This is a genomic window from Ruegeria sp. CJ3, assembly GCF_056536725.1.
On the sequence record NZ_JBQFQE010000003.1, the window covers coordinates 54,950 to 70,125 of the forward strand.

Below are 15,176 nucleotides of genomic sequence, written 5' to 3' on the forward strand. Positions count from 1 at the left end.
TTTCCAAAATGAAAATCATCGGGGCGGGCGGTGGACGCGGACAGCGGGGGCCTCTACGCTGCGGCAGAACTCGAATCCGCGAAAGCAGACATGACCGACACGCCCAGCCCCGCCTATCAGGTTCTCGCCCGAAAATACCGCCCGGAAACCTTTGCCGATCTGGTCGGCCAGGACGCCATGGTGCGCACCCTGAAAAACGCGTTCGAGGCCGACCGGATCGCGCAGGCTTTCATCATGACCGGCATTCGCGGCACCGGCAAAACCACCACCGCGCGCATCATCGCCAAGGGCATGAACTGCATCGGTCCCGACGGCGAAGGCAAACCGACCACCGAGCCTTGTGGCCAGTGCGAACATTGCGTGGCCATCATGGAAGGCCGCCATGTCGATGTGATGGAGATGGACGCCGCCAGCCGCACCGGCGTGAATGATATCCGCGAGATCATCGACAGCGTCCGCTATCGCGCGGCCTCGGCCCGCTACAAGATCTACATCATCGACGAGGTGCACATGCTCTCGACCAGCGCCTTCAACGCGCTGCTCAAGACGCTTGAGGAACCGCCCGAGCATGTGAAATTCATCTTTGCCACCACCGAGATTCGCAAGGTCCCTGTGACGGTTCTGTCACGCTGCCAGCGCTTCGACCTGCGCCGGATCGAGCCCGAGGACATGATCGGCCTGCTGCGCAAAATCGCCGATGCCGAAGGCGCACAGATCGCCGAGGATGCTCTGGCGCTGATTACCCGCGCGGCGGAGGGATCCGCGCGTGATGCGACCTCATTGCTGGATCAGGCGATATCCCACGGCGCGGGCGAGACCAACGCCGATCAGGTGCGCGCGATGCTGGGTCTGGCTGACCGGGGTCGCGTACTGGACCTGATCGACATGATCCTGCGCGGCGATGCGGCAGGCGCCCTGACCGAACTCAGCGCTCAATACGCCGAAGGGGCCGATCCGCTGGCCGTCCTGCGCGATCTGGCCGAGATCACCCATTGGGTGTCGGTGGTGAAAATCACGCCCGACGCCGCCGAAGACCCGACCGTTTCCCCCGACGAACGCGCCCGGGGCCAGCAAATGGCCGAGGCGCTGCCGATGCGCGTCCTGACCCGCATGTGGCAGATGCTGCTGAAAGCGCTTGAGGAGGTTTCGGCCGCCCCCAACGCCATGATGGCCGCCGAAATGGCCGTGATCCGGCTGACCCATGTGGCTGACCTGCCAAGCCCCGAAGAGCTGATCAAACGGCTGCAGGATACCCCTCCGCCGCCTAATGGCGGACCCGGCGGCGGAATGCCGACACCATCGCATGCCGCGCAAGCCCCGATGGCCACCGCCTATGCTCCGCCCGCGCGCGGCGGGGCAGGCGCCCCGACCACCGCATTGGCCCAGGATGTGCAGACGGCTCTGGCCCGCTACCCCAGCTTTGAGCATGTGGTCGAACTCATCCGCGCGAACCGGGATGTGAAGCTGCTGGTCGAGGTTGAAAACAGTGTCCGACTAGTTTCATACCAGCCGGGGCGGATTGAGTTCACCCCAACGAATTCCGCGCCAACGGACCTTGCCGCACGGCTGGGTACAGCGTTGCAACGCTGGACCGGAAACCGCTGGGCCGTCTCGATCGTGGCCAACGGAGAGGCCGCAACCATCGCCGAACTGCGCGATGCCGCCGATCTGGCGATCAAGGCTGAGGCCGAGCAACACCCATTGGTTCAGGCTGTCCTGATGCATTTCCCCAAAGCCCGGATCAAAAGCATAGAAACCCCCGAACAACGCGCCGCCAAAGTCGAAACTGAAGCCCTGCCCGAGGTCGAAGACGAATGGGATCCGTTCGAGGAAGACTGACGCGGCTCAGATTCCCGGACCGCTCCCGCGCCCGCCACGGTCCATCGGCTGCGCCGATACCCCTGAGCGGCCTTGGGCCCGGCAGCGCGGGCTTTGCCCGCGCTGCCGGGCCCAACCGGAGAAAAGGTCTTGCCAAAGACCTTGACGACGGGCGGGAGCCCCCTCGGCCCTTGTGTCGCAGAGATGTCGCCCGTATTTAGGCTTCAAACTGACTTACAGGAGAATTCCGATGCTCAAAGGACTCGGCGGTCTGGGCGATATGGCCAAGATGATGAAATCCGCACAAGACTTGCAGACCAAGATGACCGAAATGCAGGACGAACTGAACACCCTGTTGGTCGTCGGTGAATCCGGCGCAGGCCTCGTCAAAGCCACCGCCACCGCCAAAGGCGAGCTCAAAGGTCTCGATATCGATCCGTCCATCTTCAACGGCGACGACAAGGAAGTGGTCGAGGACCTGATCCTGGCCGCCATCAAGGACGCGCAGACCAAGGCCGCCGAACGCTCGCAGGAAGAGATGGCAAAACTGACCGAAAGCATGGGCCTGCCCGCAGACATCAAGCTGCCGTTCTGATCTTCATCTTTTCGAAAATACTCCCGCCGGAGGCTCCCTCCGACGCCACGCAGGACAGGCCGTGAGTTCCAACAGCGACATCGACAACCTGATCGACCTGATGGCCAAGCTGCCCGGTCTCGGCCCCCGCTCGGCCCGCCGAGCGGTGCTGCACCTGATCCGCAAACGCGCCCTGCTGCTGACGCCCCTGTCGGACGCCATGCAGCAGGTCGCCATCACCGCCCGCGAATGCCTGAACTGCGGAAATGTGGGCACCACCGATATCTGTGACATCTGCAACACCGAGGCCCGCGCAACCGGTGAGCTGTGCGTGGTTGAAGACGTCGCCGATCTCTGGGCGATGGAACGCGCGGGTGTCTTCAAAGGCCGCTACCACGTTCTGGGCGGCACGCTCTCGGCGCTGGACGGCATCGGCCCGGACGAACTGCGCATTCCCCGCCTCAAGGACCGGGTCACAGCCGAAGGGATCACCGAAATCATCCTCGCCCTGAACGCCACCGTCGACGGCCAGACCACCGCCCATTACATCGCCGACCAGCTGGAGGGTCAGGTCCGCCTGACCTCATTGGCGCAGGGCGTGCCGATTGGGGGAGAGCTGGACTATTTGGATGACGGGACGATTACGGCGGCGCTCAGGGCGCGGAAGGAGCTTTGAAACCTGTCGTGCGACTTGCTACGGTTCCAGCTTTTCAAAGACGATTTAAGCTCAGGTAGTTTGGAGAAATGAATGGCTTACAATGTTTGGGGCACTGTGAACCCGCCTTGGTATGTGAACATTGAATTCGATGGGGAAAAGCCACGCAATGCTCGCAAGCTGGGACTAGAGAGCGCGACTCGTTACAATCCTGCCTCTGGACCATTGCCGACCAGTGGCTACACTGAAAAGCCGCGTAAGCGTATTCCGGACTATATTGATCGTTGGGGTCTCCAATTTGTTTCCGAGAATTTCCGGCAGGTTGTTGAGGAACTGGAACCGGGCCTGCATGAGTTTTTCCCATTCCAATTGCGTAACGGAAAACGTGGTGATCCGGCACCACAGCAATACTATGTCATGAATATCATGACCCAGTGTGATTGTCTTGACTACGAACAGGGCGGTGTCAGTGTGGATCGTTGGGAAGATGGGGCGATCGCATTTTTCTCCCCTGAAAAAATATCCCATGAAGGAATGGTGCTAAAGAGCGATGTCATAGCCGGTAAACACCTTTGGCGGGCGAAGTATCTGGGTGGCAGTTTCTTCATCTCTGAGGACTTCATGGGGCTCTACAGGAAACGGAAGCTTCAATATCTGGAGCGTGCCCCCGCCGAAGAACGGTAGCAGTACAACACGACGGCCCAACCAGATACCCCTCCCAGATTCACCGTTTCGGTCGGCTCCGCTTCCGGGTAGCATCATTGCCAAATCGGACTTCCAAGGACATCGCTCATGACCCGCCTCCTCGCCCTCACCGTCGCCGCATTCACCGCCAACGCCTCTCTCGCCCAAGACCTCATCGACAAGGGCTTTGTCCAAGGTTGGAACATCATGATGGACCCTGCGCTTGGCGACGGGTGTCTGATCCAGACGGTGTATCAGGACCTCTCGGTGGTGCGCTTAGGCTATGACGCGCTGGACAATCGCGGGTATTTCACCGTCTACAACAAGGCCTGGGGCGACATCGAACCGGGGCAGAGCTATCCGATCCGGTTCGAACTGGACGGTAAGAGCTTTGATGCCACCGCTATCGGGTTCAAACAAGATCGAGTACCCGGCGCGACCGTGTTCTTCACTGACCGCAATTTCGTCAACGCGATTGCCCAGAACAAGACCATGACGGTTTACAACCCAGACGGCCAGACCGTCATGGCAATTGATCTGAAAGGCACCGCCAAGGCGCTGGACTATGCGCGCGATTGCCAGAACAGAACGTTGTGACGAGGCGAGAAGCTTCGCCAACCTCCTTGAGCTAGAGGCCAGGCAAAGCGCCCGGACCCGGCGGCGGTGGCTTGTAGTAGGACCTGAGCCTGCTCAGAACGAGTGTTGCAAATTCGTAAACGAAGGCCGCGTCCGGGGATGATTGCATCGAAACAAGTTCCAAATCGGGGCGCCCTGATCCAGAATGACTTTGCTTCCGGTCGTTCTTTTGCTCTGTAGAAGCCTATCAAAGTGGATTCTTAGCCGCCCGCCATTCATAACTCAGGTCTATTCATGAAGTATTTCATTTTTCATAGTTTGATGAAGCTCAAGGAACCCTTCTCTGCGGCCGCACGTCGACGTCGGCGTCGGATTTTCATAGAGCGTATGAATATCAAGGGCGGAGAGCGGATTATCGACCTTGGGGGCACGGCCGAGTTCTGGGCGGATTTCCCATTGCCTCTGGATCTCACCATCATCAACCTGCCGGATTCGATGTCGCCAGAACCAGAGTACTCGACACACAAAGTCACCTTGCTGCCAGGCGACGCCTGCGATGTCGATTTCGCCAAGGATATGTCGTTTGATATCGCCTTCTCGAACAGCGTGATCGAACACGTCGGCGATAGCGAAAACCGCCGGCGCATGGCGTCCGAGGTCAAAAGGCTTGCGCCCAGTTACTGGGTGCAGACCCCTTCGATCTGGTTCCCGATCGAAGCGCATTGCAACATGCCGTTTTGGTGGTTCTATCCGAAATGGATCAAAAACAAGCTTATCGCAGGCTGGCAGAAGAAATTGCCTGCCTGGACGGAGATGGTCGTTGGCACAACTGTCCTGATGCGGTCCGAGATCAGAAATCTGTTCCCGAACGGTCAGATCTGGACCGAATGGAAGCTTGGCTTTCCCAAGAGCTATGTGGCCTATAAGCCGCCCGAAAACAGTTGACCCGTCGACAGTTTCGGGCGGCATCTCGCCGTGGCCCGCTAGGTACCCACTTGGCCGAGCCATTTGCTCAGCCATGGTGGCGGCTGGCGATGAGGATTGCTCAAACCAGAACGTTCTAGCGAATCGGATCAAGCAGGGCGTCCGTTGCCCTGCAATCCCGGATCACGTCCCGACCGCAGGGCACCGGATCGAGGTCGCGGGACAGGCACAGGCGGATTTCTTCAATGTAACCTTGTTTGCAGGTCACGGTGATCATGTCCGGCTCTAGCGTCGGGTTGGCTTGCAAAAACGCCTCTTCCACCACAGCGGCGGGCAGTTTGACCGAAGCCTCCAGCTTGCGAAAGACCGAAGGGCGCGCAATGCGATCATAGGCTTGCCGCGACAGGGTGAAGTAGTCCGGGGCAGAAAGCCCCGAGCAGGTTCCGTGTTTCTTCCACTGATGCCATGCAAGCCCTGAACTGCCCTGAATATCTTCCATTTCCCGCGTCATCGCGCGCGACGGCGGGGCCTCGGGGGTGCGGCAATAGGACGGCCAGCCCTGATGAAACTGCGGCCACAACCCGTGCAGAATCCAACCGTGGTCATGCCGCGCATCACACTGGTCTGACCCGCGCGCATCGCCTTCGCGGGCGCACCAGTTGGGCGACCAGCTGAGCGACAGAACGTAGTAGTCGAACACGCCCGCCTTCTCGCCCTCGGCCATCGCAGTCACGGCGCTCAGCACCCACAATACTACCCAGCGCATTCGCCTCTTCCCTTCTTTCGGTGACGCGACTATATAGGCCCCAAGTTCCCCGACAACGGAAACCTGCCCCACAACCTCGGGGCCGCCGAATTCCGGCGACGGGACAGATGTATTCAAAGGAGATGGGCTGATGGCAAAACCCCTGATGGCCAAGGCAACCGCCGTATGGCTGGTGGACAACACCACGATCAGCTTCAAGCAGATCGCGGATTTCGTAGGCATGCACGAACTGGAAGTGCAGGGCATCGCGGATGGCGATGTGGCCGCTGGTGTGAAAGGCTTTGACCCCATCGCCAACAACCAGCTAACGCAAGAAGAAATCGACACCGCGCAGAGCAACCCGCTCCATAAGCTGAAGTTGAAATTCAACCCGGCAGCCTCGGGCGAGGAAAAACGCCGCGGCCCGCGTTATACGCCCCTGTCCAAGCGGCAGGACCGTCCGAACTCGATTCTGTGGCTGGTTAAGTTCCACCCCGAACTGAGCGACGGTCAGATCGCCAAGCTGGTGGGCACCACCAAGCCCACGATCCAGTCGATCCGCGAGCGCACGCACTGGAACATCTCGAACATGCAGCCGATCGACCCGGTTGCCCTGGGCCTGTGCAAACAGTCCGAGCTGGACGCCATCGTCCAGAAGGCCGCTGCGAAGAAAGCCGCCGAAGGCGGCGTCATGAGCGATGATGAGCGCCGCAAGCTGGTTTCGACCGAACAATCGCTGGATATGGATGCCGCGCCCAAGATTCCGACCGCGATCGAGGGGCTGGAAACATTCTCGCTGTCTGATGACGGCGACGACAAGGACGAGGATGAACCGATCGTCGACGCTGACAGCTTCTTCAACCTGCCCAAGGGCGGCAGCGACGAAGACGAGGAAGACGATCTGCGCCCCTGACCTGATCTTGGCCCCGACTGAACCCAGCCGGGGCCTTTTCGATTGTGAAATGCCATGCTGAATGTTCTGTCCGCGCTCTTTGGCCCGCACCGCGCTGTGTCGATCTATGTCTTCCTCAAGACCAAAGGTCTGGCGATTGCCGGCGCACTGTTGATGGTCCTGATCATCTCGGGGCTTGTGTTTCTTGGTGACGATGGTGACCACGAGCACCATTCGTTCATAACCGTACCCGTGCTGTCCGCCACGCCGATCAACGGTGATCTGAAGAATGGGGTGATTGCCTCGGTCCGCCTGCCAGATGGCTCAGCCGCGTCGGTGACATCGACAGAGGCCCCCGTTGCGCAAACCGTCGGCACCAGCGCCTGCATCGAAAAACGCGTCTATGTGGAAAGCGGTGAGCCGCGCTACCGGTTCAAACTGCCTCGCTACTGCGAGGCAAGCTGACAAGCAAAACCGCCCGGTGGTCGCACCGGGCGGTTTTTCCTTCAGATCATCTGAAACAGAATGCCTGAGACGATGGCTCCGCTGATGCCCAGCCCCAGATAAGTGGCAAAGACGCGTGGCTTAACCAGCGACCAGACCGCTGCCATCGCAGGGATCGAACTGACGGCCCCGGCCACCATGAACGCCATCGCAGCGCCTGCGGTCATCCCCTGCTCCATCAACCCCGCCAGCAGCGGCGGCGCTACATAGGAGTTCAGGTAGGCAGGCATCCCGACCAGCGCGGCGGTGACAATGGGCAGTACACCTTCCCCCCCGACAACGCGAGCGATCAGGTCGGCAGGGACGTAGCTGACCAGCAGCGCCTCGAGCACGTAAGCCAGCGCCAGCCATTTCAGCAGAAACAGGCCGTTATGGACGAACTCCGACCGGAAGCGGACCCGGCGCTCGGGCTCCTGCCAGAATTTCCACACTGGTTTGTCGTCCTTTTTCGGACCGCAGCCGCAGCAACCCGCGGGTTTGTATTCGCGCAAGGGCTGGGCGAACGCGCCGCCGCGCATCAGGGCGCGGACCGCAAAGCCTCCGAACAGGCCCAGCGCTACCGCAGCGACGGCCTTGCCGATGGCAAAGGGCCAACCCAACGCGCCTGCGGTGATCAAAAGGGTCGGCGGGTCGATCAGAGGCGAGCTGAGCCAGAAGGCCATGACGGCCGACAAGGGCGCACCCAGCGCCAGAAGCCCGGCGATAAACGGGATCACCTCGCAGGAACAGAAAGGAGCCAGCCCGCCGAACAGCGCGGCGAGAAAGATCATCCGCGTCTCGCGCCCCTCAAACGCGCGGGCCACCATAACCTCGGCCCCTGTGGCTTTGAGGTAAGACAACAGCAGCACCGCGAACAGGATGTATTGCCCTGTATGCGCGAGCGCCTTGCCCGCAAATGTCACGACCTCAACCCAGTTGCCCGGATCAAGCAGCGCGACAGCGATCAATAGGGCGACAATCAGCGCCCAGGGCGTCTTGATCAGGTCAACCAGGTTCCGCCCCAGTGGCTTGGGATTCTGTGTCAGTTCAGCCATCGTTCGCGGCCTTTCCCACTTCGTCTGCACAGCATTCGCTGAGGATGAACTGCGCAAGGTTCCTAAGTTCATCGAAACACGCCCGGTTAATGGTGCTGCGCCCGATCTTTTCCTGTTCCACAACGCCACCGGCGGCCAAAAACCTCAGGTGATGCGCAAGAGTCGACGGCGCGATGCCCGTGCGGTTTTGTATTTCTCCAACCGTCAGCCCGGTCTGACCGGCGCGGACCAGCGTCTTGAGGACTTTCAGCCGGGCCTCGGACCCCATGGCCGAAAACCCGGCAGCAACTGATTCCCACATTTGCCATCTCCATTAAACTAGATTTATAGTTATTTAATTCTTTTGGAACCACAAGTCAATCACCCGTGGATAAGTCCAGATTGCCCCCGCCTTAAGTCCAATCTATAAGCAATCCATGGGCATCTCGGTCGACACCTTCTTTCTGGAGCGCAACGGACAGGGTACGCTGCAGGCGCAGATCCAACAGATGATCGCCGAGGGCATCCTGTCGGGTCGCTTTCATACCGGCGAGAAACTGCCCTCGTCCCGAAAATTGGCAGCACATCTGGGGGTCAGCCGGATCACGGTCACGCTGGCCTATACTGAGTTGCTGGCCAATGACTATCTCACAGCAAAGGGACGCTCGGGCTACTACGTGTCGGACAACGCCCCCGTGCCCCCAACCTATACCCCACAAAGACGCGAGAGCGAGACGGTGGACTGGGACGTAGCACTGGCGCGCCGGTTTTCGGGTGGAGATATTCTGCCGAAACCCAGCGATTGGCGCGACTACCGCCATCCATTCATCTACGGTCAGGCTGACCGGACTCTGTTTGACCATGCGAATTGGCGCCTCTGTGCTGTACGCGCGTTAGGCCATAAAGACTTCGACACATTGACCGGCGATTATGTGGATCGCGACGACCCACTGCTGATAGAATTCATCGCCCGCCACACCCTGCCCCGGCGCGGAATCGCCGCCCGGCCCGAAGAGATACTCATTACCTTGGGCGCGCAGAACGCCCTGTGGCTGGCTTCGCGCGTCCTGCTCAACCGGGACCGCAAGGCAGCCATCGAAGACCCCTGCTATTACGCCCTGCGCGATCTTCTGATCCATTCCGAATGCAAGCTGGCCCCGCTGCGCGTAGATCGCGACGGCTTGCCGCCCAATGCGATCCCCGATGACACCGATGTCATCTTCACCACTCCCAGCCATCAATGCCCGACCACAGCTACGATGCCCATCGACCGCCGCCACGCCCTGTTGCGCCGCGCGCGTGAGTTGAACGCGATGATCGTGGAAGACGACTATGAATTCGAGATGTCCTTTCTGGGCGCGCCCTCGCCCGCGCTGCGGTCGCTGGATACGGACGGGCGGGTGATCTATGTGGGCAGCTTCTCGAAATCTCTGTTTCCGGGACTGCGGCTGGGCTACATGGTCGGGTCCGAAAGCTTCATCCGCGAGGCCCGTGCCCTACGGTCGCTAGTCCTGCGCCACCCGCCCGGCCATGTGCAGCGCACAGCGGCTTATTTCCTGTCTCTGGGGCACTACGATGCGCAGATCAGGCGCATGTCCAAGGCCCTTCAGTACAGGCGCGAGGCCATTGATGAGGCGATCCGTCAGTCTGGTCTGACGGTCGCGGGGCGCGGAATGCTGGGCGGGTCGTCGATCTGGATGCAGGCCCCCGCGCATGTGGACACCACGCGGCTTGCGCATCATCTGCAGGACAAAAGCGTACATATCGAACCCGGAGAGCCTTTCTTTTTCGGCCCGCAGCGACCAAAGACCTACTATCGCCTCGGTTATTCCTCGATCCCGCCCGACCGGATCGGGCCGGGGATCGCGAAAATCGCCGAGGCGATTGCGCAGGCGTGACGCCACTGGACCTATCCCGCCTGCAGTTCTGGCCCTATCGCCATAGACACCCTTGGGTCAAAACCAACCGGAAAATAGGGGCGACAGACCCCGTTCCAGCCATCCTTGATCGGAGAACATGCAGATGAAAATGACCACCGAAGAAGCCTTCGTCAAAACGCTGCAAATGCACGGGATCGAACATGCGTTCGGCATTATCGGGTCGGCCTTCATGCCGATCTCGGACATTTTCCCCAAGGCCGGGATCACCTTCTGGGACTGCGCGCATGAGGGCTCGGGCGGGATGATGGCAGATGGCTATACCCGCGCCACCGGCAAGATGTCGATGATGATCGCGCAGAACGGCCCCGGTATCTCGAACTTCGTGACCGCCGTGAAGACCGCTTACTGGAACCATACGCCGCTGTTGCTGGTGACGCCGCAGGCAGCGAACAAGACCGTGGGTCAGGGTGGGTTTCAGGAAATCGAGCAGATGAATATGTTCGCCGACTGCGTCTGCTATCAGGAAGAGGTCCGCGACCCCTCGCGCATGGCCGAAGTGCTCAGCCGCGTGATCCAGAACGCCAAACGCTACAGCGCGCCCGCGCAGATCAACGTGCCGCGTGATTACTTCACGCAGGTGGTGGATATCGAACTGCCCCGGATCGTCGATTTCGAACTGCCCTCGGGCGGAGAAGCCGCACTGGATGAGGCTGCCGAGCTGCTGTCGAACGCGCGTTTCCCGGTGATCCTCAACGGCGCGGGCGTGGTTCTGTCAGGCGCGATCCCGTCAACCGTTGCGCTGGCCGAGCGTCTGGATGCGCCGGTCTGCTGCGGCTATCAGCACAATGACGCCTTCCCCGGCTCGCATCCGCTTCATGCGGGTCCGTTGGGCTATAACGGCTCGAAAGCCGGGATGCAGCTGATCGCGCAGGCGGATGTGGTGCTGGCCTTGGGCACGCGCCTGAACCCGTTCTCGACCCTGCCGGGTTACGGCATCGACTATTGGCCCACCAACGCCAAGATCATTCAGGTTGACGTCAAACCCGAGCGGATTGGCCTCACCAAGCCCGTCACCGTCGGCATCGTGGGCGATGCCAAAAAGGTTGCCGACACCTTGCTGGAAAGGCTCTCAGGCACCGCTGGTGACGAAGGCCGTCAGGCCCGCAAAGACCTGATCGCCACCACCAAATCCGCATGGGCGCAGGAGCTGTCCTCGATGGATCACGAGAACGACGATCCCGGCACCACATGGAACGAGCGCGCCCGCTCGGCCAAGCCCGACTGGCTGAGCCCTCGCAAGGCGTGGCGCGCCATTCAGGCCGCGTTGCCGAAAGAGGCCATCATTTCCTCGGATATCGGCAATAACTGCGCCATCGGCAACGCTTATCCGTCGTTCGAAGAGGGCCGCAAATATCTGGCCCCCGGCCTGTTTGGCCCTTGCGGTTACGGCCTGCCTTCGGTGATCGGTGCCAAGATCGGCTGTCCGGATACGCCGGTTGTTGGGTTCTCGGGTGATGGCGCGTTCGGCATCGCGGTGACAGAACTCACCGCAATCGGCCGCGAGGAATGGCCCGCCATCACGCAGGTGGTGTTCCGCAACTATCAGTGGGGTGCTGAGAAACGGAACTCGACCCTGTGGTACGACGACAACTTTGTCGGCACCGAGCTGGATACTCAGGTTTCCTACGCCGGCATCGCGCAAGCTTGTGGCCTGAAAGGCGTGGTCGCGCGCACGATGGACGAGTTGACGGCGGCTCTGGCGCAGGCAGTCGAGGATCAGAAGAACGGTATCACCACCCTGATCGAAGCCATGATCAATCAGGAACTGGGCGAACCTTTCCGCCGCGATGCGATGAAAAAGCCGGTCGAAGTGGCAGGCATCGACGCAGCAGACATGCGTCAGCAATAACATCATGACGTGGCCGGGTCCCGGCGGCCCGGCCCTCATATATTAGTTTCGAAAAAGCCGGAAACCCATCTGAACAGTAACGAAACGCTTGAGCCCGGCACTAAAGTTCTCACAATGGCCCGCAGGTTCAGGTCCCAAGGCGACCGGCCACAGGGAGAGAGTTAACGTGACGCATCAGCCCAAGATCGACCTGTCGCCCAAGGTTTCAGATGAGGTGCGCAAGACCACCTGCTATATGTGCGCCTGCCGCTGCGGCATCAACGTGCATATGAAAGACGGCAAGGTCGCCTATATCGAAGGCAACCGCGATCATCCTGTGAACAAGGGCGTTCTATGCGCCAAAGGCTCCGCCGGGATCATGCAGGTCAACGCGCCTTCGCGCCTGCGTAAGCCGCTGCGCCGGGTGGGTCCGCGCGGGTCCGGCGAATTCCGCGAGATCGAATGGGATGAGGCGATCAGCACCGCCGTCGGCTGGCTGAACGAGCTGCACGAAACCGCACCGCACAAGCTGGCCTTCTTCACCGGGCGCGACCAGAGCCAAAGCTTTACATCCTTTTGGGCGCAGAATTTCGGCACCCCGAACTATGCAGCCCATGGCGGCTTCTGTTCCGTCAACATGGCAGCGGGCGGTATCTACACGATGGGCGGTGCGTTCTGGGAATTCGGCCAGCCCGATTGGGACCACACCAAACTATTCGTGCTGTTCGGCGTGGCCGAGGATCATGACAGCAACCCGATCAAGATGGGTATCGGCAAGATCAAGGCGCGCGGCGCGCGGGTTATCGGCGTGAACCCGATCCGCTCGGGTTATAACGCGGTGGCCGATGATTGGGTGGGCATCACGCCCGGCACCGATGGTCTGTTCATTCTGTCGCTGATCCATGTGCTGATGAAAGCGGGCAAGATCGACCTCGACTACCTCAGCCGCTACACCAACGCACCAGTTCTGCTGAACGCCGCCGAAGGCCCCGAGAAGGGCCTGTTCCTGCGCGACGCAGACGGCAAACCGCTGGTCATCGACCGCGTCACTGGTGAACCAACGGCTTTCGACAAGCCCGGTGTGCGCCCGGACCTGTCGGCCACATATGACAAAGACGGCGTGACGCACCGTCCCGTCTTTCACCTGATCGCCGAGAAATACCTATCCGACGACCACGCCCCGGAAAACGTCGCCGAACGTTGCGGTATCCCAGCCCAGAAAATCCGCGCCATCGCCGCCGAAATCGCCCGTGTCGCCTTTGATGAGGCCATCGAGCTGGACCACGAATGGACCGACTTCCGGGGCGAGAAACACAGCAAAATGACAGGCCGCCCGGTCAGCTTCCACGCCATGCGCGGCATCTCGGCCCATGCCAACGGCTTCCAGACTTGCCGCGCGCTGCATGTGCTGCAAATCCTGCTGGGCACGGTTGAGGTCCCCGGCGGATTTCGCTTCAAACCGCCCTACCCGAAACCGGTCGAAGCACACCCGACACCCCACGGCGACCGCCGCCCGGGCCGCCCGCTGGAAGGCCCCCATCTGGGCTTCCCGCGCGGCCCCGAGGACCTTCTGCTGGACGAGCACGGCAATGCCCAACGCATCGACAAGGCCTTCACATGGGAAAACCCGATGTCCGCCCACGGGCTGATGCATATGGTGATCTCAAACGCTGCCGCCGGTGATCCCTACAAGATCGACACGCTGTTTATGTATATGGCGAATATGTCGTGGAATTCGTCCATGAATACCAAGGGCGTGATGGAGATGCTGTCGGCCCGCAACGAAGACGGCAAATACGTCATCCCAAGGATCATCTATTCCGACGCCTATTCCTCGGAAATGGTGGCCTATGCCGACCTTATCCTGCCCGACACCACCTATCTGGAACGCCACGACTGCATCTCGCTGCTGGATCGCCCGATCTGCGAGGCCGACGCCGCCGCCGACGCCATCCGCTGGCCGGTGGTCGAACCCGACCGCGACGTGCGCGGCTTTCAGTCGGTGCTGATCCAGCTTGCCAACCGCATGAGCCTGCCGGGCTTCACCAACGAAGACGGCACTCCCAAGTGGAAAGACTATGCCGACTACATCGTCAACCACCAGCGCAAACCGGGGATCGGTCCGCTGGCGGGGTTCCGGGGCGAAAACGGCGACAAGGAAGGCCGTGGTGTGGTCAACCCCAATCAGTTGGACCGCTATATCGAGAACGGCGGCTTCTACGTCGCGCATATCCCTGAGGGCGCGGATTACTACAAACCGTGGAACACAGCCTATCAGGACTGGGCCGTAGGCATGGGGATTTATGACAGTCCACAGCCCTACCTGTTCCAGCTCTATTCCGAGCCGATGCGCAAGTTTCAACTGGCCGCTGAAGGTCACGGCAACCACCAGCCGCCCGACCACCTGCGCAAAAGGCTCAAAGGCACGATGGACCCGCTGCCCATCTGGTATGAGACGGACCAGCAGGGCAACGAGGGCTTCACCATCAACGCCCTGACCCAGCGCCCGATGGCGATGTATCACAGCTGGGGCACCCAGAACGCCTGGCTTAGGCAATTGCATGGACGCAACCCGCTTTACGTCCCCACCAAACTGATGCGCGAACACAATCTGCAAGACGGAGATTGGGCCAAAGTCACCTCCCCTCATGGTGAAATAACTGTCCCGGTCATGGAAATGGCCGCGCTGAATGAAAACACCGTCTGGACCTGGAACGCCATCGGCAAACGCAAAGGTGCCTGGGCGCTGCAGGAAGACGCGCCCGAGGCCACCAAAGGCTTCCTGCTGAACCATCTGATCCACGAGTTGCTGCCGCCTAAGGGAGACGGCATGCGATGGGCCAATTCCGATCCGATCACGGGTCAGGCCGCCTGGTTCGACTTGAAGGTCAAAATCGAAAAGTCCGCCCCCCCAAGCGACGCGGAAAGCCAACCCGAGTTTAACCCAATCAAATCTCCCGTCGGCACTGGCCCAAGAAACCTCGCTTGGAAGGTGGGCGAATGATCCACTCTTCATCTGGCCA

14 protein-coding genes are annotated in these 15,176 nt (G+C 60.6%); 11 read left to right on the forward strand and 3 right to left on the reverse strand.

Annotated elements, in window-relative coordinates; genetic code table 11:
* Positions 1-30 precede the first annotated feature (30 nt).
* The 6 genes from ACR0J1_RS05985 to ACR0J1_RS06010 all read left to right on the forward strand — a co-directional run bounded on the left by ACR0J1_RS05985 (position 31) and on the right by ACR0J1_RS06010 (position 5,252).
* Positions 31-1,839, forward strand: coding sequence for a DNA polymerase III subunit gamma/tau (locus ACR0J1_RS05985; RefSeq protein WP_480731378.1), 1,809 nt, complete (start codon positions 31-33; stop codon positions 1,837-1,839).
* A 229-nt stretch (positions 1,840-2,068) separates the two neighbouring features.
* Complete coding sequence (locus ACR0J1_RS05990) at positions 2,069-2,413, forward strand: YbaB/EbfC family nucleoid-associated protein (RefSeq protein ID WP_480731380.1); 345 nt, start codon at positions 2,069-2,071, stop codon at positions 2,411-2,413.
* A 61-nt stretch (positions 2,414-2,474) separates the two neighbouring features.
* Positions 2,475-3,068: a recombination mediator RecR gene (gene recR, locus ACR0J1_RS05995; RefSeq protein WP_480731382.1), complete on the forward strand. Its 594-nt coding sequence runs from the start codon at positions 2,475-2,477 to the stop codon at positions 3,066-3,068.
* A 72-nt stretch (positions 3,069-3,140) separates the two neighbouring features.
* A complete protein-coding gene (locus ACR0J1_RS06000) occupies positions 3,141-3,731 on the forward strand; it encodes an imm11 family protein (protein ID WP_480731384.1) in 591 nt (196 codons plus the stop codon).
* Positions 3,732-3,839: 108 nt separating this feature from the next.
* Positions 3,840-4,328 (forward strand): hypothetical protein, encoded by a 489-nt coding sequence (locus tag ACR0J1_RS06005; protein ID WP_480731386.1) that lies wholly within the window; start codon positions 3,840-3,842, stop codon positions 4,326-4,328.
* Between the two features lie 366 nt (positions 4,329-4,694).
* Positions 4,695-5,252, forward strand: a complete 558-nt coding sequence (locus ACR0J1_RS06010) for a class I SAM-dependent methyltransferase (RefSeq protein ID WP_480731387.1) — start codon at positions 4,695-4,697, stop codon at positions 5,250-5,252.
* Between the two features lie 115 nt (positions 5,253-5,367).
* On the opposite strand, the gene ACR0J1_RS06015 is transcribed toward ACR0J1_RS06010, so the two are convergent.
* Positions 5,368-5,997 carry a ribonuclease T2 family protein gene (locus tag ACR0J1_RS06015; RefSeq protein ID WP_480731389.1) on the reverse strand — a complete coding sequence of 210 codons (630 nt, stop codon included), beginning with the start codon at positions 5,995-5,997 and terminating at the stop codon, positions 5,368-5,370.
* Between the two features lie 130 nt (positions 5,998-6,127).
* Here ACR0J1_RS06015 and ACR0J1_RS06020 point away from each other — a divergent pair, with 130 nt between their 5' ends.
* Positions 6,128-6,889 (forward strand): DUF1013 domain-containing protein, encoded by a 762-nt coding sequence (locus ACR0J1_RS06020; RefSeq protein ID WP_480731391.1) that lies wholly within the window; start codon positions 6,128-6,130, stop codon positions 6,887-6,889.
* 54 nt (positions 6,890-6,943) lie between these two features.
* Positions 6,944-7,333 carry a hypothetical protein gene (locus ACR0J1_RS06025; RefSeq protein ID WP_480731393.1) on the forward strand — a complete coding sequence of 130 codons (390 nt, stop codon included), beginning with the start codon at positions 6,944-6,946 and terminating at the stop codon, positions 7,331-7,333.
* Between the two features lie 41 nt (positions 7,334-7,374).
* Here ACR0J1_RS06025 and ACR0J1_RS06030 read toward each other — a convergent pair whose 3' ends face one another.
* Entirely contained in the window at positions 7,375-8,406 is a 1,032-nt protein-coding gene (locus ACR0J1_RS06030) for a permease (RefSeq protein WP_480731395.1), read from the reverse strand.
* A complete protein-coding gene (locus tag ACR0J1_RS06035) occupies positions 8,399-8,707 on the reverse strand; it encodes an ArsR/SmtB family transcription factor (protein ID WP_480731397.1) in 309 nt (102 codons plus the stop codon). Before ACR0J1_RS06035 ends, ACR0J1_RS06030 begins: the two co-directional genes overlap by 8 nt.
* Before the next feature lie 115 nt (positions 8,708-8,822).
* On the opposite strand from ACR0J1_RS06035, the gene pdxR reads away from it, so the two are divergent.
* From pdxR to ACR0J1_RS06050, 3 genes are all read left to right on the forward strand, one after another.
* Positions 8,823-10,283: a MocR-like pyridoxine biosynthesis transcription factor PdxR gene (gene pdxR / locus ACR0J1_RS06040; protein ID WP_480731399.1), complete on the forward strand. Its 1,461-nt coding sequence runs from the start codon at positions 8,823-8,825 to the stop codon at positions 10,281-10,283.
* A 124-nt stretch (positions 10,284-10,407) separates the two neighbouring features.
* Positions 10,408-12,174: a sulfoacetaldehyde acetyltransferase gene (xsc, locus tag ACR0J1_RS06045; RefSeq protein WP_480731401.1), complete on the forward strand. Its 1,767-nt coding sequence runs from the start codon at positions 10,408-10,410 to the stop codon at positions 12,172-12,174.
* Between the two features lie 166 nt (positions 12,175-12,340).
* Positions 12,341-15,157: a molybdopterin oxidoreductase family protein gene (locus ACR0J1_RS06050; protein WP_480731402.1), complete on the forward strand. Its 2,817-nt coding sequence runs from the start codon at positions 12,341-12,343 to the stop codon at positions 15,155-15,157.
* The last annotated feature ends 19 nt before the right edge of the window (positions 15,158-15,176 follow it).